General features: G+C 45.4%; 19 protein-coding genes. 14 read left to right on the forward strand and 5 right to left on the reverse strand.

What is annotated here, in order from left to right:
• Positions 1-10 precede the first annotated feature (10 nt).
• From rnpA to dapE, 6 genes are all read left to right on the forward strand, one after another.
• Complete coding sequence (rnpA, locus tag HMO_RS0106835) at positions 11-364, forward strand: ribonuclease P protein component (RefSeq protein WP_010300408.1); 354 nt, start codon at positions 11-13, stop codon at positions 362-364.
• Positions 361-618 carry a membrane protein insertion efficiency factor YidD gene (gene yidD / locus HMO_RS0106840; protein WP_010300411.1) on the forward strand — a complete coding sequence of 86 codons (258 nt, stop codon included), beginning with the start codon at positions 361-363 and terminating at the stop codon, positions 616-618. The genes rnpA and yidD overlap by 4 nt, the downstream gene beginning before the upstream one ends.
• Positions 615-2,297 (forward strand): membrane protein insertase YidC, encoded by a 1,683-nt coding sequence (gene yidC, locus HMO_RS0106845; RefSeq protein ID WP_010300414.1) that lies wholly within the window; start codon positions 615-617, stop codon positions 2,295-2,297. Before yidD ends, yidC begins: the two co-directional genes overlap by 4 nt.
• Positions 2,294-2,956, forward strand: coding sequence for a ribosome biogenesis GTP-binding protein YihA/YsxC (gene yihA, locus HMO_RS0106850; protein WP_010300417.1), 663 nt, complete (start codon positions 2,294-2,296; stop codon positions 2,954-2,956). The genes yidC and yihA overlap by 4 nt, the downstream gene beginning before the upstream one ends.
• Positions 2,957-3,023: 67 nt before the next feature.
• On the forward strand, positions 3,024-3,839 hold the full coding sequence (gene dapD / locus HMO_RS0106855) for a 2,3,4,5-tetrahydropyridine-2,6-dicarboxylate N-succinyltransferase (protein ID WP_010300422.1): 816 nt from the start codon (positions 3,024-3,026) through the stop codon (positions 3,837-3,839).
• A gap of 4 nt (positions 3,840-3,843) precedes the next feature.
• Positions 3,844-4,983, forward strand: a complete 1,140-nt coding sequence (dapE, locus tag HMO_RS14155) for a succinyl-diaminopimelate desuccinylase (RefSeq protein ID WP_010300425.1) — start codon at positions 3,844-3,846, stop codon at positions 4,981-4,983.
• Positions 4,984-5,181: 198 nt separating this feature from the next.
• Here the strand turns inward: dapE and HMO_RS0106865 are convergent, their stop codons facing one another.
• Both HMO_RS0106865 and HMO_RS0106875 read right to left on the reverse strand, forming a co-directional pair.
• A complete protein-coding gene (locus tag HMO_RS0106865; protein WP_010300429.1) occupies positions 5,182-5,913 on the reverse strand; it encodes a hypothetical protein in 732 nt (243 codons plus the stop codon).
• Between the two features lie 574 nt (positions 5,914-6,487).
• Positions 6,488-8,029: a YifB family Mg chelatase-like AAA ATPase gene (locus tag HMO_RS0106875; protein WP_010300432.1), complete on the reverse strand. Its 1,542-nt coding sequence runs from the start codon at positions 8,027-8,029 to the stop codon at positions 6,488-6,490.
• Positions 8,030-8,309: 280 nt separating this feature from the next.
• Between HMO_RS0106875 and HMO_RS0106880 the strand changes: the two genes are divergently transcribed.
• From HMO_RS0106880 to ccmE, 4 genes are read left to right on the forward strand one after another with little or no spacing between them, the layout of a single operon-like run.
• The gene (locus HMO_RS0106880; RefSeq protein WP_139016844.1) at positions 8,310-8,849 is read left to right on the forward strand and encodes a hypothetical protein; all 540 of its coding nucleotides are present in this window, start codon (positions 8,310-8,312) and stop codon (positions 8,847-8,849) included.
• Between the two features lie 8 nt (positions 8,850-8,857).
• A complete protein-coding gene (ccmC, locus tag HMO_RS0106885) occupies positions 8,858-9,577 on the forward strand; it encodes a heme ABC transporter permease CcmC (RefSeq protein ID WP_010300438.1) in 720 nt (239 codons plus the stop codon).
• Entirely contained in the window at positions 9,574-9,699 is a 126-nt protein-coding gene (locus HMO_RS16120; protein WP_010300442.1) for a heme exporter protein CcmD, read from the forward strand. The genes ccmC and HMO_RS16120 overlap by 4 nt, the downstream gene beginning before the upstream one ends.
• Entirely contained in the window at positions 9,696-10,109 is a 414-nt protein-coding gene (ccmE, locus tag HMO_RS0106895) for a cytochrome c maturation protein CcmE (RefSeq protein WP_010300445.1), read from the forward strand. Before HMO_RS16120 ends, ccmE begins: the two co-directional genes overlap by 4 nt.
• 170 nt (positions 10,110-10,279) lie before the next feature.
• Here the strand turns inward: ccmE and HMO_RS0106900 are convergent, their stop codons facing one another.
• Both HMO_RS0106900 and HMO_RS17530 read right to left on the reverse strand, forming a co-directional pair.
• Positions 10,280-11,128 (reverse strand): ankyrin repeat domain-containing protein, encoded by an 849-nt coding sequence (locus tag HMO_RS0106900; protein WP_010300448.1) that lies wholly within the window; start codon positions 11,126-11,128, stop codon positions 10,280-10,282.
• Between the two features lie 185 nt (positions 11,129-11,313).
• On the reverse strand, positions 11,314-11,445 hold the full coding sequence (locus tag HMO_RS17530) for a hypothetical protein (protein WP_010300451.1): 132 nt from the start codon (positions 11,443-11,445) through the stop codon (positions 11,314-11,316).
• Between the two features lie 291 nt (positions 11,446-11,736).
• On the opposite strand from HMO_RS17530, the gene HMO_RS0106910 reads away from it, so the two are divergent.
• The 4 genes from HMO_RS0106910 (at position 11,737) to HMO_RS0106925 (ending at position 21,188) form a co-directional block, all read left to right on the forward strand.
• Positions 11,737-19,485 (forward strand): VENN motif pre-toxin domain-containing protein, encoded by a 7,749-nt coding sequence (locus tag HMO_RS0106910; RefSeq protein WP_010300455.1) that lies wholly within the window; start codon positions 11,737-11,739, stop codon positions 19,483-19,485.
• A 14-nt stretch (positions 19,486-19,499) separates the two neighbouring features.
• Positions 19,500-19,733, forward strand: coding sequence for an Imm32 family immunity protein (locus HMO_RS0106915; RefSeq protein WP_010300459.1), 234 nt, complete (start codon positions 19,500-19,502; stop codon positions 19,731-19,733).
• 84 nt (positions 19,734-19,817) lie between these two features.
• Positions 19,818-20,213: a VENN motif pre-toxin domain-containing protein gene (locus HMO_RS0106920; RefSeq protein WP_139016849.1), complete on the forward strand. Its 396-nt coding sequence runs from the start codon at positions 19,818-19,820 to the stop codon at positions 20,211-20,213.
• A 15-nt stretch (positions 20,214-20,228) separates the two neighbouring features.
• The gene (locus tag HMO_RS0106925; protein WP_010300464.1) at positions 20,229-21,188 is read left to right on the forward strand and encodes a hypothetical protein; all 960 of its coding nucleotides are present in this window, start codon (positions 20,229-20,231) and stop codon (positions 21,186-21,188) included.
• A 214-nt stretch (positions 21,189-21,402) separates the two neighbouring features.
• Here the strand turns inward: HMO_RS0106925 and HMO_RS0106935 are convergent, their stop codons facing one another.
• Positions 21,403-24,093, reverse strand: a complete 2,691-nt coding sequence (locus HMO_RS0106935) for a hypothetical protein (RefSeq protein ID WP_010300469.1) — start codon at positions 24,091-24,093, stop codon at positions 21,403-21,405.
• Positions 24,094-24,201: the final 108 nt, after the last annotated feature.

Raw genomic sequence — 24,201 nt, forward strand, 5'->3', positions numbered from 1 at the left:
CCTCAGTCAAATGGAACGACGTTTGAAGAAACGTCGCGAGTTTTTAAGGGTCGCCCAGCAGGGGGTTTACTGCCCGGCCTCGACTCTTATCGTCCAATTAATTCCTGTCGATCCAGTCTCAGGGGATAATACCATTGGTGTCGGTTACACGGCAACCCGACGTGTGGGAAGTGCTGTGCGTCGTAACAGAGCCAAAAGACGCTTACGGGAAGCAATACGCAGTATCTTACCTACTTTAGAATTGCCACCATGTGACATTGTTGTTATTGCAAAAGTAGCAACAGTGGATTCTGCATTTGATCATCTGCTAAGAGATTTAAGGTATGCGATTGGGAAATGCCTAAAAGAAGTGTCGTCCAAATGATCGTTAAAGTTTTGATTTTTTTCGTCCATAGTTATCGCTGGTTAATCTCACCTTATTTACAGCCGCGTTGTCGCTTTCAACCCACTTGTTCTGCTTATGCGGTGCATGCTTTGCAGCATCATGGATTAAAGCGTGGACTTTATTTTATAATGCGCCGTTTGATGCGCTGTCATCCTTTTAAATCTTTGGGGGGAAGCTATGGCTATGATCCGGTACCTCATCCTCAATCTTCAACTTTCGGAGAGCGTTCATGAATGAGCAAAAAAATTTAATCGTTGCGTTTCTTCTCAGTCTGCTTGTCTTGGTTGGCTACAACTACTTTGTTGACACTCCTAAGGTCAAACAGCAGACAGAGGTCGCTGCCAAAAATAGTGCTACTGTGCCTACAGAAGCTCTTCCTTCTCAAGAACTCTTGAGCCGGGAGCAAGCGCTCGTGGGGCAACGGATCCCTATTAATGCTGCCAAAATTCATGGATCAATTAATCTAGTTGGCTCTCGCTTTGACGATATAACTTTAGCTGATTATCATGAAACCCCAGATCTTCAAAGTGCAGAAATCGTCTTATTATCGCCTAAAAAAACGACGCAGGCGTATTTTGTCGATTTTGGATGGATAAGTGCCTCTTCGCAGGCTCTACCGACCCCTGAAACAGTTTGGTCGGCCTCAAGCAATGAGTTAACCACAAATAAGTCGTTGGTGTTGTCGTGGGATAATGGACAAGGGCTACGCTTTACTCGGACAATTATGATTGATGATCAGTATATGTTCACAGTCACTGACAAGGTTGAAAATAAAACAGCAACATCGCTCAAGCTGAATGCTTATGGCCAGATTACCCGCGTGGGTAAGCCTCAAACAGGGGGCTATTTCATTTTACATGAGGGTCCAATTGGGGTTTTGAATGGCAAGCTGGTTGAGCTTGATTACGATAAACTAAAAGATAAGGGTTCAGAAGAATTTAATAGTGCTGGGGGTTGGCTCGGTATAACTGATAAGTACTGGCTAGTCAGCTTAATTCCGGATCAAAAGGTTGCTTATCAAAGCAAGTTTAAGACACAAACTGTGCAAGGGGTTGACCGTTATTTAACGGAAACGATTTCCCCTGAATATGAAGTGGCGCCAGGGCAATCTGTTGAAGTTTCGCAACATCTTTTTGCGGGTGCAAAAAATCTTAGAATGTTGGATGCCTATGAACAGAAAGTGGGGATCGACAAATTTGATTTAGCGGTTGATTTTGGCTGGTTCTATTTCTTAACTAAGCCTTTGTTCTATGTGCTCGAATATCTTAATAAAATATTGGGGAATATTGGTTTGGCAATTTTATTGCTGACAGTCATCTTTAAGGTCGCTATGTTCCCCTTGGCCAATAAATCATACCGCTCCATGTCGCGCATGAAAGCACTGCAGCCGAAAATGGAAGTTCTTAAACAGCGGTATGGTGCTGATAAAATGAAGTTAAACCAAGAGCTAATGGAGCTATATAAGAAGGAGAAAATTAATCCTATGGCTGGGTGCTTGCCAATATTAATCCAAGCCCCTGTTTTCTTCTGCTTGTATAAAGTCTTGTTTGTGACTTTAGAGATGCGTCATGCGCCTTTTTATGGCTGGATTCATGACTTATCAGCGCCTGATCCTACAAGCGTTTTTAATCTATTTGGCTTATTACCGTTTACACCGCCTAGCTTTTTAATGATTGGCGCTTGGCCGTTGATCATGGGGGTAACCATGCTTCTGCAGCAAAGGCTCAGCCCTCAGCCAGCCGATCCCGCGCAAGCAAAGGCAATGATGATTATGCCGGTGATGATGACGGTGCTCTTAGCTAATTTTCCAGCGGGACTGGTTATTTACTGGGCCTGGAACAACGTCTTATCAATTGCTCAGCAATGGTGGATTATGCGTCTTGAGGAAAATAATCAAGCGAAATCAGCATGATCATGGACTTTTCCCTCAAAAATCCGGATGGAACTTATACAACTGGCGCCCTCGAGTATGGTCGTTTGTTGTTTACTCAGTCCTGTGAATTTATTCGCGGCGTTCAAAAGCTAACGGATTTAGTCGACTTTGAGGTTCCAGAAATTGCCTTTGCCGGCCGCTCCAATGTTGGCAAATCTAGCTTAATTAATGCTTTAACAGGGCGCAAAACCTTAGCACGGACCTCTAATACGCCAGGGCGAACCCAGCAGTTGAATTTCTTTGATCTGGGAGGGCGGCTTTATCTGGTGGATATGCCTGGCTATGGTTATGCTGAAGTCCCCAAATCCGTAGTCGCTGAATGGCGTAAACTTATCGATTTTTATTTGCGCGGTCGGCCGACACTGCAGCGTGTTTATGTGTTACTGGACGCGCGGGTTGAAATCAAGAAGCATGATCTCGAAATAATGGAGCAGTTGGATAAAGCAGCTGTTTCTTATCAGGTTGTTCTTACTAAATGTGATAAAGTTGGCCCGCTTCAGTTGAAAAAGATTATCTCGAAGCTTGAAGACCTTCTTCAAAACCACCCCGCAGCCCATCCCACGGTAATGCCGACCAGCTCTGCTAAGGGGTCCGGTATCGAAGAGCTGCGCGCTGAGATGGCCCAGTTTGGTTGTTAAAGCTCAATCGATTGCAACTTTCCTGAGATCACGGTAGAATGCATACAAAAATCTAAGGTAACCACACATGTCCTATCAAGATATCATTGAAGCCGCCTGGGAAAGCCGTCAATCTCTGACTTCAGAGAATAAAGACGTCGTTAATGCTGTCGACCATGTTTTGACGCGGCTCGATTCTGGCCAGGTGCGCGTGGCAGAAAAGCTAGGACAAGAGTGGGTGGTGCACCAATGGATTAAAAAGGCTATCTTGTTGTCTTTTAGGCTGAATCCTAATCAGTTAATGGCGGGGCTAGGTAATACACCTTATTACGATAAGGTCCCCTTGAAAATGACAGGTTGGACGACGTCAGATTTTACTGCCGCTGGCTTTAGAGCTGTTCCGGGCACAATTGTCCGCAGATCAGCCTTTATTGAGAAAGATGTGGTATTGATGCCGAGCTTTATTAATGTTGGCGCTCGGGTGGGGGCTGGCACCATGGTCGACACGTGGTCAACAATTGGTTCCTGTGCCCAAATTGGGGCGAATTGTCATATTTCAGGCGGAGTGGGCATCGGTGGCGTATTAGAGCCGCTTCAGGCCAATCCGGTAATAATTGAGGACAATTGCTTTATTGGGGCACGCAGTGAAATTGCGGAAGGCGTTATTGTCGAAGAAGGTGCCGTTATTTCCATGGGAGTTTTCTTAGGAGCGTCCACTAAAATTGTCAATCGCCAAACCGGCGAAATTACCTATGGGCGTGTACCCGCCTATTCGGTGGTCGTACCTGGTACTTTACCAGGGGCTACTGCTGATGCGCCGGCGTTAGCATGTGCTGTTATTGTCAAGCAAGTGGATGCTAAGACCCGATCAAAGGTGGGAATTAATGAGCTATTGAGGGCTTGAGGCGATGTCAGTCGCTGACCTTGCTCAGAAGCTAATCTCCTTTGCCAGTGTGACCCCCCAACAAGCCGGGTGTTTAGATTTTATTCAATCTTTTCTAGAAGAGTTACACTTTGAGTGCTGGCGTTTGCCGTTTGGAGCTGTGGATAATCTTTATGCCCGCTGGGGCAAGCATAGTCCTCATTTATGCTTTGCTGGCCATATTGACGTGGTTCCCGTGGCGAACCCGGTAGCTTGGCAACATAATCCTTTTTCTGCTGATTTGAAAGATCCGCAAACAGTTTACGGGCGGGGTGCCGTGGACATGAAAGGGGCAATTGCAGCTTTCTTGATGGCAGCTCAAGACGTGATCCGATCCCAACCCACCGGATCAATTAGCTTTTTGCTGACAAGTGATGAAGAAGGTGTCGCCGTCGATGGCACTCGGCAGGTGGTGCAATGGCTGAAAGATCGCGGCGAGGTTGTCGATTTGTGTCTTGTGGGTGAGCCAACTAGTGTTAAGCAAGTAGGAGATATGGTCAAGATTGGCCGGCGCGGCAGCTTAAATGTTCAGGTTACTGTGCAAGGTCAAGCAGGCCATGTGGCGTATCCTGAGAACTTTATCAATCCCATAACAATCCTCATGGATTACCTGAATGAATTGAAGCGCCACCCCTTGGATCAGGGAAATGAGTTGTTTCAGCCTTCAAACTTAGAGATTACTTCCATTGATGTGGGTAATCCCACCACCAATGTGGTCGTCCCCAAAGCAGAAGCCCGTTTCAATATCCGCTTTAATAACTTACATAACGGTGAATCTTTGCAGGCCTACCTTAGGAAGGTTGCAGCGCAGGTCTCTTCGCGCATCACCTTGACTACGCGCACCAGTGGCGAAGCCTTTTATTGCTCAAATCCTCATCTTACTGAACAAATTGTTAATTGTATTGAACGGATAACGGGCAAGCCGCCAGTGCTTTCCACCAGCGGCGGGACGTCAGATGCACGCTTTATAAAGGATATTGCCCCGGTGGTGGAGCTGGGATTATTAAATGCTATGGCTCATCAAGACAATGAACAAGCCGCTGTCAGCGACTTAAATCTTTTGCAAGCCCTGTATGCAGAAATCCTTTCGAGTTTCTTGCTCTTAAAAGATAAGAGTATCAGTTAACTTTGAGAGTTAAAGTGAGACTTTTGAATGTTGTCGCTATTCTTCTAACTAATGTGATCATTTATAGAAATGGCCAGCAGCCATCAAGATGCTCAAGTTTAAAGTTATTAAAAAAGGTAGCTATAATTAGCTACCTTCTCAGTTTAGGATATTTACAGCAAGACTTACGCGCACAATTTATCTTACCTATCTGACGAGTTAGGAGCGCGCTAGATTCAGTCTATTGAGAAGAGTGCGGCCTGGCAGATGTCTGAGAATAAATTGGTTATAAAGATTATAGCTGTTAAAGTAGGTAAGTTTAATAAGCCTTATCACTTGTAATTTCTTCTCAGCAGTAAGTCCCGACCATTCATCCTCGATCCAGTCTAGAATATGTTCTGCCTCTGAACCTGGGACAATGTTCTCCCGTGCTGTTTTTAATGCCATATTATCCGCATTGACTATAGCAGCCCAGTCTCTGTTGACCGCTGCTGAGTATTGCTCAGCCTCTTCTTGGCGCCTGTTATCTCTGTCTGGATTAGGGACATCAATACCAATGAGCCCTCTTGAAAACCCAGATCTAGTTAAGAACAGGTTCCGGGGATCTGAGAATGCAATTTTTGCATCAAAACCGCTGCGTATGGTAGCGGCATACTCTCTAACGACGCCCAATGTAACGGTTTCAAGGCGTTTTTTAGCATTTAAGCACGCTTCAACATAATCATTAATTTGGTGTTCACACATGTTTATGATGTCCTGCTCCTTCGCATTCTTCAGCAGAACAACATATTGGGTCATGGGGTTAGCTCTTTGAAGTTCCTCCAATGTAACGCGCCCATCGGCTAAGCGCGACTCAGTTAGCTCTTGGGGGCGGGCAGGCTCAGCGCCGTAACTATTAGCTACAAAAGTATTTGCCAGAAGCAATAAACTAGCTAATTTCGTAAATTTCATTGTTTTTCCTATTATTTGTTATTTTAGATTAAAACACTTAATGATAATGCTTAACTTGAATTTCTAAGGTAGAAAACATCCTCTATGGTTTAAACATAAAAAAATACAACTTGCAATGAGAAAACAAGAAGAAATACCATAAATAAAATATATTTAATAGTGAATAATAACTAATTATTTTAATTAAAACTAATTTTTAAATTTAAAATAGTCTTGTCTAAACAAGCTAAACATCTTTTTCAGAACGTCTTAAATAGTTGGGGAATAGATACCATTACAAGAAGGAGGCAATGATCTTTCTTCAATTCAATTTTTTTGATTACGGAGTAAAGCGTATAAAGCGATAAGATGAGATTGTTTGACAATTTCCTCATTTGAATTAAAAGAGGGTAATAAAGGAATATTTTTAGGGCAGCCCCCTTGGCCGTTAATAGTTCGCAAACTGGTGCCATATTAAACATTAAGAGTTATCTGATCAGGGCATAAAGATTACACTCAATTCTCTTTGTTCCCTATTCTTTAAGGCAGAAAGCCATAGAGGAAGTCCCTCCTCTAAAATAGGTCCTTTTATTTCCTAACCTGCTTTATTACTTCCTTCACCATATACTGAAATACGTCGATAGCCGACGGCTTCGGAAAGATGCTGCGTTTCAATGGTGGCTGATTGTTCCAAATCAGCGATGGTACGCGCGACCCGTAAAATACGATGATAGCCACGGCCGCTGAGCTTAAATTTCTCCATGACTTTACTTAGTAAGTTAATTGAGGCTTGGCTAAGGTCAATAATTTCTTCCAACGTTTCACTATCTACGGTGGCGTTGGACTGGACCTCACGCTTACCCAGTGCTTCAAGGCGCGCATATTGATAGATCCGCGCTGCAGCGACCCGTTGCACCACCACACTGGAATCTTCACCATCTGGGGCACGCAGTAAATCGGTGGCTTTAACTTCGGGCACATCAATGACGATGTCAAAGCGATCCATTAAAGGGCCTGAAATTCGCGATTGATAATCGCCGGCACAGCGAGGGGCCCGAGCACATTCTCGCTCTTTATCGCCAAAAAAGCCGCACCGACAGGGGTTCATGGCTGCCACCAACTGGACTTGAGCCGGATAGGTAATATGGGAGTTGGCCCGGGCAACCGTGATCTTTCCGGTTTCCAAAGGCTGACGCAACGCCTCGAGTGCATTGCGATTAAATTCAGGGAGTTCATCGAGAAATAAGACGCCTTTATGAGCTAAGGAAACTTCGCCGGGTTTACAGCGAATGCCACCACCAACCAAAGCCGCCAGAGAGGCAGAATGATGCGGTTCACGATAAGGGCGTTGCCGCAGTAAGCCTTCTTCGGGCAACTCGCCATTAAGGCTATGGATCATCGTAATCTCGAGCGCTTCTTGCGGGGTTAACGGCGGCAAGATGCCGGGAAGCCGCACGGATAACATTGATTTACCTGAACCGGGTGGCCCCACCATTAATAGGTTATGCCCCCCGGCGGCGGCAACTTCAAGAGCGCGCTTGGCGAGCATTTGTCCTTTAACATCTTTTAAATTAGGCTGCTTAATCGGAGTCGCGGAAAGCTCCGGAATTTCTGGCTGAGATAGAGTTTGGATGCCCTTAAAGTGGTTAACCAAGCTAATCAAATTGGGAGCGGCAAGAATTTTAAGATCACCCGCCCACGCCGCTTCTGAACCACATAAAGCAGGACAAATTAACCCTAAATCTTGGGAGGCGGCATGGATCGCAGCCGGAAGTGAACCTGCGACCCGCGCAATACTACCGTCCAGGCCTAGCTCCCCCAAGATGACATATTCTGCCATCTCGATTCCATCCAGGATCCCCATTTGCGTCACCATGCCAATGGCGATCGGAAGATCATAATGGGATCCTTCTTTTTGGATGTCAGCCGGGGCCAAATTGACGACAACCCGTTTAGCTGGTAGATCCAAGCCGATAGACTGGAAACTAGACCGAATACGCTCCTTCGATTCGGCAACCGTTTTATCGGGAAGGCCGACAATTGTGATGCCGGGCAATCCATGAGTAAATTGAACCTGGACATCGACCGGAAGCACGTCAATGCCCGCAAACGAAACAGTATGAATCTTGGCAACCATCTTTATAATTCTTTTTAAAATATCGAAAAAAATTTAAAAAAACTGTTGCCGAAATCCTTTGCAGGAGGCAACTTGACATTGGTATACCCTGTTTCGGTGCGGATAATCAAGGATTACAAATTATCCTATGCACTAAACGATCCTGAAGGGGATGGTTTATCTTTTCTTCAAAACTGAGTATTATTATTTTACGAGCAAAAAAATTAGAGACCAAATGACCTCTCCCAGTTTATGGATTCCGCCTTTAGCTACATATTTATGCGCAAGTTTGGTGGTCTTAATGCCATTAACACAGGGGGAATTCTCTCAGATTATCACGCTTCTCTTATATGGGTTGGCGATTGTTGTCTTGTTGAGTCATATCAGTGACGTCATTCAACCTGATCTTTTAGAGGGGCACTTGGCGTGGCTGTTGAGCCATGGCACGTTACCGTCAGCTTACTTCTTGCAGCAAATGGGCCAAGGCCTAAGGCAGCTGGTTTTACCGCTGACTCTGGCTTTTTCAGGGATCCATTTATTTGTCTATTCAACTTTATCTCTAGGCTTTCTCATTCTCTCTTTCTTCCTCACTTGCCTGACTATGCTTGGCTGGGGAATCATCCTCTCTCTATCCCAAGGAAAGCAAAGTCAGTCCTTCATCACCATGGCGGTGGCGCCTTTAGCTATTCCTAATCTTCTTATTGCTGAGGCGATAATTTCAACGATTGCTGTTCACGGCGACCCGGTCTATTATATAGGCATGCAAGGGGGGCTAATGCTGGTAAGCTTAGGTTTGTGTGGGGGCTTAGCATCGCTGGTCATCCGTAATCTTGAGTGGTAGGACATATTATGAGGCAGATTATTTCGCCTGTTTTTTTATTAAGGATTAGCCAGAGTTGGCTGCGCCCCTCCGCATGGGTTGCAGGAGTTTTATTGCTGCTTGGATTTTGGCTAAGCCTGATCTGGTCGCCAGCAGATTATATTCAGGGCGAAACTGTACGAATAATGTATGTTCATGTTCCGGCTTCTTGGGGCGCAATGATGACCTATTTTGCTATGGCTGTCCTATCACTGTATGCTTTTCTTAAACAGAACCCGACCGCTCATATTCTTACGCGCTCCATGGCGCCTATTGGCTTATGTTTATGTATGATTAGTTTGCTGACGGGAGCAATTTGGGGTAAGCCCACGTGGGGAGCTTGGTGGGTATGGGATGCTCGGCTCACGTCCATGCTCATTCTTGGGTTTCTCTACGCCGGCTATATCTTGGTTTGTGCCTTTGTCAAACCAGAACAACACGCCTTAAAAGTAGCCGCAATTCTTGCAATTATTGGCTCAATCAATCTGCCGATCATTAAATGGTCAGTCAATTGGTGGCATACCTTGCATCAACCCGCGAGTATTTTGCGCTTAGCTAAGCCGGCTATTCATTGGCAAATGTTGGTACCGTTGTTGACCATGGCTTTTGGCATGGCCGCTTTATGCTTCTGCTTTTTCCTGATAACCTTAAGAGGAAACTTGCTTCAGCAGAAATTTCTGGCTTTGTTATTGAGAAAGACTCACCCATGACCCAATTAAGTTATGTTTACCTTGCTTATGGCTGCGCTATAACCGTTTTTATGGCTCTCGGCATCAAACAACTGCGAAAAATGCAGCGGTTAGAGAAGCAATTGGATCAGCTTGAGTCATGACCTCACACCAACGCCAGCGTGTTAAATGGATTAGCTTAATTACTGTTATCCTGATGGGTGGTAGTCTCTTTATCTTCTCGGCTTTGCGGCAGTCGATGATGTATTTTATGGCACCGACTGAGATCTTAACGGAGAATCCAAGTCGACCAGTGCGTTTAGGGGGAATGGTTGAAAAAGGCTCAATTATAAAGGATCCTGCCACCATGACGATCCATTTTCGCGTGACAGACTTTAAGTCAACCGTAGCAGCGAGTTTTACCGGTTTAGCCCCTGACTTATTTAAAGAAGGCCAAGGGGTTGTCGCGGATGGAAGGTGGGATGGTCATGTGTTCCAAGCTGAAAAGCTACTGGCAAAACATGACGAAAACTATATGCCTATTGAGCTGGCTGATCGCCTTGCCAAGCAGTAGAGGTATTAAATCTCCGCAAGAAATATTTGCTAAGGGGGCAGCTGAGGGGTTTTTTCTCTTTTTTAGGATAAGTCCTAATAGGATCTAAAAGATGCCTATTAGGAATTGAGGGACTGATTTACTAATCTGCTAGCTTGCGCTAGAACTTTTTTCCCTTAAAAAAGCTGAAGTTAGTCTCCTTTTACCATCTTTAAATAAGCATCCATGTACTCCTGCTGTTCTTGCTGACGTACTTGTTGCGCTGCTTTTGAAAGCCGATTCATGTTTTCCTTTTCCTTAATGATTACTCTAAATTCTAAGTCATGCAGATAGGTAAAAAGCCCATCCAATCTGGTACTAAAATCTTTCCAGTGTCCGTAATTCGACTGAACCTGCAATTGCTCTAGATACCTCCCGATAGCGAGAGCAAGACACGAAAGAGCTGGGCGGGTCAATTGATCTGGAGCGCTGGCACGTTTTGTTACTAAGGATATGATAGACTCCATTAATTCAAATCCATTGCAAATGCCTGCCTGATTATCCTCATGAAGTTGTCCTTCCACATAGTTCAAAGCTAGTTCTAATACAAATACTCCTGAAGAAGTTAAGGCAAAAATATCTGCACCATATGTACATAGATCGCTTATCATATCTTGTTTACCTTGACCGGCGGCAAGATGCAGTGGTGTTATGCCATTAGGAGTGGTTGCATTAATATTTTTTATTAGCCAGGAGCGTTGGTAGCACTCTAAGCTTCTAATGGCGCTAGTTAAATTGAGCTCTGCTATCACATGAAGGAGGCTATATCCATTCTCATCACGATAATTTAAATCTTTATCTGTTTTAGCTTGGCACATTATGTGTTTGAACTCTGCCATATCGTTTTCTTTAAGCATAGCCATTGCGACTTCGCCGAGCTGCGAGCTAGACTGCATATGCGGAGCGAGGACGCCTCTATCTCTGTGAGTGCTTGGTGCGTCCATGGCTGTGGCGGCAGCAGATAAGAAGACAGTACCAGTTAACAAGCTTTTTAAAAACATAACTAAAATCCTTTGTGGGTCAATTTTTAATGGAAGCTTGAAGGAACCACCATCACTTATACCTGTGAAGTAATAATCGGTATAAAGTATTTCAAGTATTTTTATTTGTTTGTATAAAATAAATATAATTATGTATTAATAGTATTTAATTAATATTGTATTTCTTAAAAAGAGTAAGGAGAATATTATGGATTTATAATATTAACTGAGAAGCCCAGGATTAGAATCACTAAAGTATATCTTTTAGAGCAATATTTTTCACTTTCCCCTTCAGCACCCCAGGTTGTGAGCATAAACTCACAAAGATGCTTCTTCATGCCTCTCTCTTTATTCTTCTCTTTACAGACCAGAAATCTTATTATACAGTTTAGTTGATTTAAAGCTTACTAAAATTTGAAATAAACTTCATAATTAAATACTTAACGTAAAATATTTACCAAAGAAATTTATTATATTATTTTTGCTTTTACTGCTAAAAACACTAAAAAGGTATTTTAAGTACTTGAAAAAATATTAATAAATGGTTAAAACCTCTCTCAGTTAGTTATGTGCTTGGTTGCCGGCCTCTGTGATTTCATATCATAGGGGCTTTATTATGAGGGCGGTTTATGTTCAGTTTTCGTAAAATTATTAACATCTTCGTGCTAGTGGCCTATGTTAAAATGGTGCTGGTTTCCTCCTTTGCCATGGAGGCCGAGTTTCACCGCGCCAACCAAGCTTTCAAGCTGTCGATGGAACCAACGCTGAGCCCTCAAGGCCATATCCAAGCCATGCGTTTACGCTTGATCCGTCAAGATCGCAATGGGGGAAAGAAAAAGCAAAGTTTGCTTTCTCAAGCTTATGTTGATCTCCAGAAAAGCGAGCATACAGCGAATATAAAGGTGGTCGAGAGTAATGGTAGCCAATGGTTTGAATGGCAAATTCCTAACCTTGGCACCGTTCAAGTTGATTTAAATGGTAATATGGTCCTGCAGGGGGTTACGCAGCAATCACGGACCACCATTCTAAAAATCAAGACTTCCCACCTTATTATTCTGCGCAATTGTGCTGTTCACAATTTGCATCTCAGCAGCCATGCCGCCTTATTGGAAGGTAACAATCGCATCATTAATCTTAAGGCTAATCATGCCTTTGGTTTAACAGCTTTTAAAGACCGCCAAGAACAATTACAGAATTTAATCCTGAAACATGGCCGCTTTCATAATACTTCTACCTTAACCCTGCAAGCGGGCGGAACCTGGGATCTGCGGGGCAATGCTTTTCTCAACCAAGGCAAACTCATCCTAGAAGGCGGGGGGCAAACCATTCAGCAAGCAGGTTTGGTCTCAAACTTAGGGCAAATCCAAGGGGTTCAGCTAAGTATTATCACCCAACATTATCTTAACTCGGGCATGATGGACTTAGCGCACCTGCACATCCAAGCCCGCGACAATATTATCAACCAAGGGCAAATCCACACCCGCCAAGAGGGCATTTATCACTTTGGCAGCAAATTCATTAACAGTGGTAAAGTTATCAGCGATGGCGTGGCCCGGATCACCTCGAGCATATCCCAAGGCACCTTAACCAATACGGGCTTACTTAAATCAGCTCAAGCGGAGCTTAAGAGCCTGCAACTGGTCAATCAAGAGTACGTCGAATTTCAGCGCAGCCTACTACGAGATGTGCATCTGACCACCCTCAATTCTTTAAAATTGGGAACGATTGTTGAAACCTCTATCGTCTCATCGCTGATCAATTCTGGGATCATGATGGGTAATGGTAATCTTACCGTGTGCTCCGGTCACAACTCTGGGCAAATGAATCTGACCAATTTAATGCTGACCATTCAAGGTGAACTGATCAATCAGGGGCATTTCTGGATCAGTGGTCTGGCCGGCAATGGCAGTTTTATTAACCAAGGCAAGCTGTTAACGGCGCAGAATACGGGCGTTACGAAGATTGACATTGCTCATTTTGAAATGCGCAACCAAGACCAAGAAGGGAGCAAAGTTACCGGCCGCCAGCTAATCCTGGGCAAAAATTTAAAGCAGCTACTTATGACCGATCAGAGCCAGCTGCTGGTAACAGAGCTTTATATTGTGCCCCCAGAGTCGGGCACCGAGATGCTGACCTTACGCGGTACGCTGCAATGCACCCAGGTGTCGATTAGAGGGCGGCGCGTGCTTCATCAAGGCAGCTTGTCGTGCCAAACCTTAAGCCAAAGTGGCGGATTGCTGGTCCTAGACGGTACGCAGACCTCCGTTGGTGCGACCCTATTAGATCAGCAGGGGCGTCTCGTCAACCAAACGCCCAGCAATTTAGGAAAGCTGACCCTGACCAGTGGTACTGTGCAAAACCATAATCAGCTGGAAGGAGAGGTGGTCGACATGACCGGTGAGGTGCAGATCGATAACCGTGGCACCTGGGCCGTGACCTTACCTAAAAAAGATAGCTCTGATCATCGTTCTGTCTCTACCCTGCTGAGTAAGAATCTCAGCAATAGCGGCCAAGTGATTATCCGTGGCGATTATGCCCCCGAAGCTCTGAAAAGGGGCAATACCTTAACGTTGGCGCTTCTGCCAGGCCGGGTTGAGGTCTTAGGGACCTTTTGGCTTGATGCCAGCCAGCTCGATCGCACCTATCCCCTCTTAAGCAAGCTGTATGATATTCGTCGCTTGCACATTGACGGCAGCGGTCGTAGCCTGACTTTCTCTCAAAGTTATAACTGGCACTTTGCCGACATTTTATCCCTTACCGGCCGCAAGATCCGCTTTCAAGAAGAGATGAATGTATGTGGTCTCGAGATTCAGGGCAGTGCCACCGAGCCCACCGAGGTTATCATTGACAAGCAATTGCGGGCCACAGAGGGCAACATTAAGATGACCAATGTGAGTACCATCCTAGTGGGTCAAGATAACGACCACATGGGTGAGCTCCAAGCCCGTCAAGGTGAGATTACTCTGCACACCAATGGTGGTGATATTGATCTGAGATTTGCTAAGGTCCGTGCCCAGGAGAAGCTCCACCTTAAAGCTGAGCGAGGCAGTATACATTTTGGTGAGCGGGTAGTGGTACCTCCTCATGAAGTAGCGCAAAGAGTACCCAGTGATCCATTACAACTAATGGGACGACTAACTTATTACTTTTTTTACGACCCCACGCCAATTACTGGAAACTATTGCCAATTTTTTCTATCTAATGATGCGGCCCTCGTATGTAAGAACGGAAAAATTATTCTTGAAGCTGATAAAGATATTAAAGGTAAATTCGGAAGTATATTTGCTGGCGGAGGAATAGAGAGCCGCGCTATTAGTATATCCCTTCTGAATGTAAATATGATCTCGTTAAACAGTTCAATGTTCAAGGCAAAAACGTTGTCTTATAGCCGGACCCCCAATGAATATATATATCTCAATATTATGGGCTGCTTAGTAGGACCTGCATGTAATAGATCACTTAGCCAGACGTCTAGAGTATGTTCCATGTTTGTGTTTGGCAATTTAAGCGTAGAGGCAGACTCTTTCAATGTTCTAGGCAATAATATTCTTATCTCTCATAACTTTCTTTTTAATCGAAAGCCAATAACCATAACCAATGCAGCTGAAGAAACCTCTCTTGTTATTAAAAGTTATGAGCATAAGAGTGAGTTAGGCTTCCCACCTTCATTTAGCAGACAATATTCCATTACTGAATATGCCTATCATTCTGAGCCTCATTATCCTCGAGGCACTTCAGGAGGATACGTAACTATAGGCCAGCAGCTTTCTTTAACGAATGATAATCTGATCTGTGTCGGTGGTGGTATTTCTGCACAATTAATCAATGCCCATCTTAACAATCTCCATTTAGAAGCCTTGCACAGTGCAGTACCACGGATAGTTCTGACGACTGTTTGTCTTAATAAACTAGCCGAATGTCTGGCTAATAGTAATCCAATTATTCGGCCAACAGTAAAAGGTGGCCTAACTTTAAAGCTAGCAATTAGGCGAGGAACGGAAGCTCAAACTCCTCTCACAGCGCAAGAAGAGTTGCTGGAAGCTAATCTCAGTGAAACAAAAACCGCACCGTTTTGGGATGAGGCCGCCCAACGCTTCACCTCTACTTATCCCGCCGATGTACCGTTCTATCTCGACAATGAATTGGAACGGATCACCTTTACCGAACAAATGCGTGTCAATACCGGTCGGATTTATGATGATAACGGCCACAGCGGTGAGCAGCTGCTGCGGGAATCGACGCGTCGCGCGCAAGCTTTAGCGAGCCAAGGAGCACCCATCACCGAGCAAACCCTGAAAGATAACCGCACCTGCTTGTTATTTTACCGCTTGCAAAAGATCAATGGCCAAGACTTCCTCGTGGCCACCGCCCATATTCCGCAAACCACCGAAGCGGACCAAACGAACCGGTCAGGGGCAATGCAGGGGCGCCAGATGGGAGTGACGGCTAAGACCGAAACCAATATTGGCGGCACCAAAGGCGTGGCCGGAAGGGACGCGACCCTTAATCTGAATATTGGCCGCCAAAACGTTCGAGCCGCAACAATGGCAAACGGTCGGACTGTGCGCGCCCAAGAGATTAATGAGCATGGTGACATTCACAAAACGCTGCACCAAAGTTCCACCTTAGATGGTCTCGATATGTCGGCGCCGCAAGGCAATATCTACTTTAAGGCTGGCGGCAATGTGGCTATGACGCACACTACCGCACGTGCCGGCCAAAGTACCCAGGTGAAGGTCGGGGAAAACTTGACCCTTAAATCCAGCAGCATCACCAGCGGCACTGGTCCAACGCAGGTGCGGGCCGGGACCTTAGAAATGGAAACTCTGATTGAGACTATTTATACGACTTATGGCTTTTATCAACGGGCCATGGCAGACGCTACCCTCGGCAGTGATAAGTCCTTCCTATCAGTCCAAGTGCAAGGAGATGCTAAAGCCATGGGGGCCTTATTCCACGGCACCTCCATTGACTTCGTCACTGGCGGGCAGCGTTATTTTGGGGCAGTGCCGAAATATGCCCACTTTGAGTTTCATAGCAAGAAAAGTACAGTGATTCAGGACTCCTGTACCCATCACCGTACCCGCTTGGTCATCAATCCAACCCCACCACCAACAGCGTCATCCGTTCCAGCGCCCCCACCGCCGCCGACCCAAGCAAGTCCAGCTGCTTCGCGCACTGCGTCTCCCGCTAAACCAGGGGCGCAACTTAACAGGACCACCGGGACAGCGACCATTGGCGCAACGCCGACATTGCGTCTGCGTCCCTTGCCAGAGCGGCAAGCGGCTGCTACCTCCCCTCAAGCTGAAGGCCGCACCAGTACTCTCAGGCCTCGTCCTGACGCACGGCCGTTACCGACGCCACCGGGGCCCCGCAGGGCTATACCCCCCGCAGCCGCGTCAACTCCACCAGCGCCGGCTCAAGCGAGAACCTCGGCTCAACCTCTAGGCACGGCATTGATGTGCCCGTCCCGCAACGGCACCATGCTCACGGCCTTTTATGAGAATCAAGTCTCAGGCGCGGACAATGATTGTGCTTTCAACTGTCTCGGCATTTCTCGGGATGAAGCGATAGCCTTACTCTTATCGAAAAAGGACGATGCAGAGGCCCGCAGAGTGGTTGCTCCAGAAATCAAATTGGCCTTTACCTCAGGGGAGTTGGCACAGCTGCCTGGATTTGCCGCGATGCCTGCGTACCAAGCCTTGCAAGACCAACAAGCGCGCCATCAACGGTTGACCACCATAATGGATAATCAACTTCGTCAACGCTTTGACTTACGGTCAGGCCACAGTTGGAAGGATGCCTATGATCATATTCAACGGCAAAATCTGCACAGACAATATCCAGAGTTTGTGGCTGAAGCCCAGCGCTATCTCCGTTTTGATGCTGAATTAGACGCTTTCGCCCAGCAGCCTGAAGTGTATGAACGTTACCTGTACAGCTATGTTAATACTGTTAAGATGATGCAATATCAAACCGATCAATATGATGCAGTACGCGGGATCTGGAAACGCACCAGCTCGGCCTTTGATCTGCTGGCGCGCCTGTTAGGAATGCAGCTGCGGGTCATGGTTAAGGATCGTGATGGTCGATTTAAATTGCTGCATGAAGATGATTTTGATGGCGAACCGACAACAGTATTGCACACAGTTTATGGCACCCAGGGTGGCTTTGCGGCTGAGGCAGCGACTAGGGCAACCCGTCTGAACCACTTTAACTTATTATTGCCTAAAGACGAGCAGCAAGACTTCTTGTCCTTTATGCAGCGTCAAGCCCCAGAGGGCGGTATCCACATTTCTTCAGGCGGTGACGCCTGGGATGAAGGCGTTGTCACCCAAGCCTTGAACGGCGTCACCAAGCGTTCGGGCGGGACCTTGACGGAAACGGTGGTGCAAGATTGGTACCGTGAGCAACATATTCGCCGTAAGAAACGTTGGACCGGCCGCACCAAGCGCGTTGAGACCAAAATCTCTCGTACCACCAGCCAAGCTTGCCAGACCAGTACTCAAAAGGGCGACGTCAATTATTATGCCCAAGACGGGATCCTTCTACAGGCCAGTGAGATCCGCGCCCGTAAGATTCGCTTGGAAACGGCGGAAGGTGTGATCAAGCTCCTCACAGCTCTCGATATCGACTGTGTTGAGACCAAAAAGCGCTCCAAAGATGCGATCTGGCAAGCTCAGTCTCAGACCTTTGATTATAATGAGCGCCGGCGTCCGTGCCAGTTCTTCTATAATGACGAGGACGGCATTGAGTTCATTACCCCGGAAGGCCTGGTTGTTGAGTTCGTCAATGAGGTCCACTCGCGCGCTGACGGCAATAAGAACAAAGGCAAGCCACGCGAATGGCAACGCTTTAAAGATTACAGCACTCAACCAGGCTATGAATGGATGAAACTCCTCGATGCCCGCGATGATGTGGTCCGCATCTACGTCACTGAGCGCCACGACTCCGGCCGCTTTGCCAGCCAAGGCATGACAGCTGCGGCAAAGATTGTCTTATCGTTGATCCTGACGATAATGACTGGCGGCGGCGGCTTAGCCGGTTTAGGCGTCACAGGTGGGGCCGCAGCCGGTGGGGCAACTGTAGGGGCAGCGGCCGTCAGTCAAGTGACAATGGCTAATGTCATGTCAACTTTTGCCAGTGCCGCTTTGCAAGGAGGACTGGCAGCGGCGAGCAATGTCTTCATGTTCTCTATGATTGATAATCGCCTTAATATGCGCAATGTAGCGCGGGATATGACTTCCAAGTCAACCTTGAAAAATATTGGGGCAGCTGGATTAGCCGCCGGTTTGACCGGGGGCATCAGCAAAGCAACGGGTATCTCAACGTCTAACTTGAATGGTATAACACAGCAACTTCAAGGTCACGCCATTAAAGCGGTCGCTCAGGCAGCGACACGGGTTGCCTTTGGCGAGAAGCCAGAAAATGTCATCAAATCCATTGGTGCCAACTATATCATTGATGTGGCGTCAGGAACCTTGGCCAATCAGATTGGCGACTGGCGCAAGCTTAATATCGACAACGGCTTAATCAGTGACTATGTGACCCATAAATTGCTGCATGGAATTCTGGGGGCGGCAAGCCGTGGGACGGCCACAAAACTGATGGGCGGCAATAGCGGTGAGGTCAAAGACGCTGCTTTGGGGGGCGCCATTGGCGGCATGGTCGCTGAAATTGTCGGAGAAGGCTTAAGAGAGCAAGTTCAGAACCGGCATGCTGAACGGTACCTGCATGAGAGCGAGGGAAAAAGTAATGCTGAGAAAGTGGCTTTATGGAATGTTATCAAAGAACAAGAGCAGGCTCGCGTTCGGGCTTATGGTGAGCTTGCCGCCACTATAACGGCCAAAGCTTTTGGTGCCGATGATGAGGCAGCTCGAGTAGCGGCAAGAAATGCGGTTGACAATAACTGGGTATGCCTCGTTTATGCACCTCAAGTTATCAGCGGATGCGCGCATCTCTATCGGGCTTACCGGGCATATAGGGCCGCGCAAGCAGCCCTTAACATTGCGACAACGGTTGCAAATAATATCTCAGATAAGGAAGAAGGGGAGGGAAAGGCAGCAAGTCCTTCCTCCTCTAGTGGGGGTGATAGCAATTCTCCACAGGATGAAGATCCTGAAGAAGAGAAGAAAAAAGGTCTAGGTAATCCGTTTAAAGGTAAAACTCCTGAGGAGATAGACAAGATGTTTAAAAGCAAGGGGTTTGAAAAGAGAGGGCCAGATCCATTGAATGGCAAAGGGGGATATGTTAATCCAGAAACAGATCGCTCTTATCATATTGATGTCAATAATAGATTTAATGAACCTCCTCATATAGATGTTAATAGGTTGAGGGATTATAAGGGGGTACTGCCAAAGAAGAAGTATTGGTTATAAATAGGATGTAATGGATGACACTAACTGTAGAATTAAAAGATTATGATAGTTTAGATAAAGCTGAAGTAGAAGTGTATATGGACGATGAAGGTCTCGATAAGCTTATAGACATCTTAAATAGGCTAAAAAAGTTTGGCGGCCATGAGCATCTTATGACTGCCGAGTGGGCAGGTGCTGAATTAACTAGTTTAAGACAAAATAGTCAAAATATATTGATTAATCATCTCTGCTTTATTCTAAAGCGTTAGAGTATGTGGGGATAAATTAATCTCAAACGATTTACTAAATAGAGAGAAGGTAAATAGGATCTTGAAAAAGTCCAGCTTGGGAGCATTCTTAAAGAGCAAGAGTTAAATAAGATCCGTGCTTATGGTGAGCTCGCCGCCACTATAACAGCCAAAGCCTTTGGTGCTGATGATGAGGCAGCTCGGGTGGCTGCCAGAAATGCGGTTGACAATAATTTCTTCATGGTTTTGTGGCCCGTTGTAGTGGGAGCCATGAAGCTGTATGACATTATCACCACTTGCCAAGGAGCCTGGGAAGCTTATGAGCAAGGCGGCCTCGAAACGCAGTCCAAACATGGCTTAGAAGAAGCGACGATGACTCTGTATATGCTCCTGATTTTAAAGACACACAACCGTAAGCGAAACAAGCGGAAAGTATATTCAACTGACTGCCACCACCTTGACTTTGCTGCTGATCCCGATCATATTGGCATGTATTTTTAAATAAAGGGAATAAGCATGCATAAACTAATGTTAGGGATGGTGCTGACAGCAACACTGTCAAGCGCTAGCGAGCCGCCGCTAACTCGAGAAGTCGATGTCGAAGGCATCTCCGCTTTAGAGATTCAAGATCTGGCAGCTGATGTGGAAATTACCACTCTTAATGAGGAGGACGCTCTAACGACAGTTAAGCTTCAAGGGAGCGAAAGCGTCCTTGATCAAGTAGATTTGCAAATTCGCAACACTACTTTTGTCATCTCAATCAGCCAGAAGGGGCGTCAGCGGACAAAGGGGATTCAAGGTGAAGAAATAAGCGGGAATGGAGACACAGTTAATTCCTCTCATCTGTCCGTCCCTATGACTGCGCTTCCCCACTTAACCATTACCGTGCCTAGGAATTGTATGTTGAGCGTCTTAGGGGCTAGGGGGGGAGCATGGACCATTACTCATAGTTATCAGCCAGTGCATTTCTCTCTTAATAAAGGTGCACGCTTCAAAGTTAACACCCTTTATGGAGGGGGGACGATTAGGTTAGCAGAGCAAAGCCAGCTCTCGGTAAACGCCCTTATTGGTGAAACCCTATTGGTACATATGCTTGGCGCCTCCCGGATGTGTGCCCAAAATATCGACGCCCAAGTGGTAAATCTTAGCGTTAATCAAGAGAGTAAAATGGTGATCCATCGCGGCGACATTGAGCATATTTTAAGTGCTCGTATCTGTGATGCTGGAGAAATTACTTTTAATGGTAAGGCAACAAATGCAAGTTTATCGATTACAGACACAGGCAGTATAGCGATCAATAACGTCATCAATTTCCCAGTCCAACGGATAAATGGCAAAGGGAGGATTATAGTTAATAATTGGCCACAGTTAGCAGAGGATCGAGCAAATACCAATGAACTGGAGGCAAGTGTTCCTAGCCGTATTCTTAGTCCAAGAAAAAGAGGAATGCATCAATGCCGAATCGCTGACTTCTGATAACAGTAGGGTTGCTCCAGCCAGGGCAACCATCCTAACCCTCTTTATAAGAGAGGGGAATAAGGTCAAGCGGGTAAGTGTTTTAGGATAGTTCTTGTTATGTGGCCTCCTTATTTTATAAGGTCTATTTTAAAGAAAAAGTTGAGGGTAAAAACCCTCGTGCGCTTGGCACCTTAGCCGCTGCTAAGGCTAATAATTTATAAGTTCTCAGGATTTATTCAGAAAAAATCCCATTTTTAACGCAGCTAAAATAAACTTCTACAGCATTAAGATAGCCTAGACGTCCCTTAATATCCTTATTATTTCGACAAAACTCCTGTAAGTTGGGGAAACTCTCTAAATCCTTTGCCATTCTTTCTTTGGCCACATCTTCTCCTTTATAACGAGCTAATAATTCTTTCTTAGCTGCCATCAGAGCGCTAAATAATTGTTTCCGCTCATGGCTGGGCTCTGGCTGCTCGTAGGACCCGATTCTTAAGACCCAGCGTTTTACAATTTCTGCTGAACAATTGTATTTTTTAGCTAAATGCTCAAGATGCTTTTTACGTAGAGCTTTTTGCCCAAGGCTAAAAGTGTTTCCTCCCTTAAGAGTTTTAGTGATAAAATTTTTATAATCACGAATAATGTTTAATTTTACTTCAAGAGATAAATGGTTGCTTCTAACCCTTTCTTTAGGGACCACCAAAGAACCGCTCTTAATCCGCAGGGACACTAAATTGTTGATTTGTGAAGAGCTTAGCTGAGGAAAATTCTCTTTTAACCACTCGCGGAGTTCATTTGTTGTAGGCTTATCTTGACCTACTTTAGTGTCAAACCATTTACGTATTGCTTTATTTACTTCTTTTCTTAAGTCAGAATGATCGCGCGTCGGCTTTGCTCCTTCGGAAGTAAGATGTCCCGCTTTTTTAAGAATGGCCCTAACGCTTCCATTAGAAACACCATAATTCTCGCCATAAGTTTTATAAAACGCTGAGAAGAGCTTCTTAGAGTTAATTTGGTTCTCAGAGGTTTCTTTGAAGTTTAGAAAATCATTAAGAATCTTTTCTTTAGTGCTCTGATCGATTCTCTTTCTCCTTTGGGGAGCAGGCGCTTGATCAGTGAGCTCCTTTAAGAATTTTTGTGTATATTTCTTAATCGTTGTTCTTGAGTATCTATCAGCTTGACGCTTAACTTCTTTGGTAATGAAGGACGATAATTGATTTATAGAAAGGTCTGTGCGAATGGGATGCTTCTGAATGTGCCTTTCAAGATTCCGCTTAATTTGTTCCTTATCTTCATCCGTGAGAAAACGAGAATAGAGACGCTTTGAGGCAGATTGATCTGCTTCATCCATAGAACTGTCAAGGTCTTCCAACTCTGCATGCGGTCGCTTTCTTGAAAGGTGCTTCTGTCCCTCGGCGCTTTGCTCCGGCATCTCTGCTTCTTCAGGATGAGGAGGAATTACAACCCACCATTCACCTCCCCCTTGAGTATTTTTAAAGTGATGTAATCTGAATTCTGAGGTTGCTGCCATGTCATAGGGAAACGCGTAAACATGATTAAAGCTGTAGTGGTTATTTCCTGTAAATAGAGTTAATTTGATTGCCGTAAGATCTAAGGTTTGAGCGATTAAGCCTGGAAAATCACTGTAGATGTCCATAGGCTCACCTAGATTAATGGTGCTAATTTCATCATTGAAATTGTGAGTAATTTCTTCAAGACCTGGATAAGCACTAACAGGTTTCAGAGTATAATTGATGCGCGAAAATAGGGTATTAGGACCCCTTATCGGAATAATAGTAAACGCTGGCTGTTCTTCTTCGTTCTCTGCCTCAGAACCTTCCTCCCCCTCTTGCTCATTAATTAGAGAAGGTTCAGAGAAAATAGATACCTCGCCCATGAAAGTATTCGCTTCTTTTGGCAAAGCACGCTCGTCCGTGTTTGAAGAAGGAGGAACAACATTCATGGTCTGGGAGTCTCTTATTTGTGTAGCATGAAGACGATCGCGTTGATCTGAGAGATCCTCTAGTAAATCCACATAGAGTTGCTGCTGCTCTTTCCTACTCATGTAAGGAGCCTTACTTACTAATGGCTCTGGTTCATCGGAGACAACAGGAAGCGGTTCTAGTGCATGTTGTAAGGTCCGCCGTTGTCTGTTCAAACGGCTGCGTAGGCGTTGACTCTCCTGTCCACGTATCCCGACTCGATCTAAGGCATTAGCTGCAAGTTCAAGGGCTTGGGTTTCACTTATTGTGATATCATTGTCTAACCGTAGGTTATAGCGTAGATAAAGTTCGGCAATCCACAATAAGGCTGTATCAGTAGCATTGTGATCGTGCGCTTCTTTTAATAATTGTTGGGCGGATTGCAGATAGGTTTGAGTTAAATCTTGATCGTCTAGGTGAGAAGAGATTTTCATAATTATCCGAGCAAACCATATGGCAGCATGACTTTTAAATTTCTGTTGAATATCTGCTGATAGGATCTGCGCAAACAAGGTCTCAATATGACTGTATAGCTCGAGAGATGGACAAACTGCGGTGGCATAAAGACGTCGGCTTAATAAGATATCTGTGTGCTTTGCCGTAATCTTAAAGTATCCCAGAATAAACCCAGCCTCTTTTTCTGGAGTATGAGTTGTGGACGCATACCGCAATAAATGCTTTGCTGCCTTTCTTACTGATGCATGGCGGTCAAGTCCTTGAATACGGCTACCTTCTTCAATGACGACATTAAATGGAAACCAGGGTAAGTCTTTGGCTCTTTCCAAGGTTGTAAAGTCAGCCCGCCACCGTTGAGAAGGGCCAGCTTGATCATTGTTAATAGTAGCTTCATTCATTTCCATAGCATAGCTGTAGCTAGAAAGGGATAAAGATAGCATATAAGCCGCTACTAAAGATTTTTTAGATAAAATTGAAAGATTCAAGAACAGTCTCCATTACATCTACTTGAGATGTAATAATTATTTTCAAATTTTCAAGGCCTCTTGCCAGTGCTAAGCTAATCCTTTATAAAGCCCTAACTAGAGCTTTAG

Origin of the sequence: Candidatus Odyssella thessalonicensis L13, assembly GCF_000190415.1 — a bacterium.
Lineage (GTDB): Bacteria > Pseudomonadota > Alphaproteobacteria > Paracaedibacterales > Paracaedibacteraceae > Paracaedibacter > Paracaedibacter thessalonicensis.

Excerpts from the sequence above, each read along its gene's own strand:
- yihA (WP_010300417.1), top strand. The coding sequence starts at position 2,294 with ATGATCATGGACTTTTCCCTCAAAAATCCGGATGGAACTTATACAACT.
- HMO_RS16120 (WP_010300442.1), top strand. The coding sequence starts at position 9,574 with ATGACCCAATTAAGTTATGTTTACCTTGCTTATGGCTGCGCTATAACC.
- rnpA (WP_010300408.1), top strand. The coding sequence starts at position 11 with ATGGAACGACGTTTGAAGAAACGTCGCGAGTTTTTAAGGGTCGCCCAG.
- HMO_RS0106880 (WP_139016844.1), top strand. The coding sequence starts at position 8,310 with ATGCCATTAACACAGGGGGAATTCTCTCAGATTATCACGCTTCTCTTA.
- dapE (WP_010300425.1), top strand. The coding sequence starts at position 3,844 with ATGTCAGTCGCTGACCTTGCTCAGAAGCTAATCTCCTTTGCCAGTGTG.
- dapD (WP_010300422.1), top strand. The coding sequence starts at position 3,024 with ATGTCCTATCAAGATATCATTGAAGCCGCCTGGGAAAGCCGTCAATCT.
- HMO_RS0106865 (WP_010300429.1), bottom strand. The coding sequence starts at position 5,913 with ATGAAATTTACGAAATTAGCTAGTTTATTGCTTCTGGCAAATACTTTT.
- HMO_RS0106910 (WP_010300455.1), top strand. The coding sequence starts at position 11,737 with ATGTTCAGTTTTCGTAAAATTATTAACATCTTCGTGCTAGTGGCCTAT.
- ccmC (WP_010300438.1), top strand. The coding sequence starts at position 8,858 with ATGAGGCAGATTATTTCGCCTGTTTTTTTATTAAGGATTAGCCAGAGT.
- ccmE (WP_010300445.1), top strand. The coding sequence starts at position 9,696 with ATGACCTCACACCAACGCCAGCGTGTTAAATGGATTAGCTTAATTACT.
- yidD (WP_010300411.1), top strand. The coding sequence starts at position 361 with ATGATCGTTAAAGTTTTGATTTTTTTCGTCCATAGTTATCGCTGGTTA.
- HMO_RS0106900 (WP_010300448.1), bottom strand. The coding sequence starts at position 11,128 with ATGTTTTTAAAAAGCTTGTTAACTGGTACTGTCTTCTTATCTGCTGCC.
- yidC (WP_010300414.1), top strand. The coding sequence starts at position 615 with ATGAATGAGCAAAAAAATTTAATCGTTGCGTTTCTTCTCAGTCTGCTT.
- HMO_RS0106875 (WP_010300432.1), bottom strand. The coding sequence starts at position 8,029 with ATGGTTGCCAAGATTCATACTGTTTCGTTTGCGGGCATTGACGTGCTT.
- HMO_RS0106925 (WP_010300464.1), top strand. The coding sequence starts at position 20,229 with ATGCATAAACTAATGTTAGGGATGGTGCTGACAGCAACACTGTCAAGC.
- HMO_RS17530 (WP_010300451.1), bottom strand. The coding sequence starts at position 11,445 with ATGAAGAAGCATCTTTGTGAGTTTATGCTCACAACCTGGGGTGCTGAA.
- HMO_RS0106915 (WP_010300459.1), top strand. The coding sequence starts at position 19,500 with ATGACACTAACTGTAGAATTAAAAGATTATGATAGTTTAGATAAAGCT.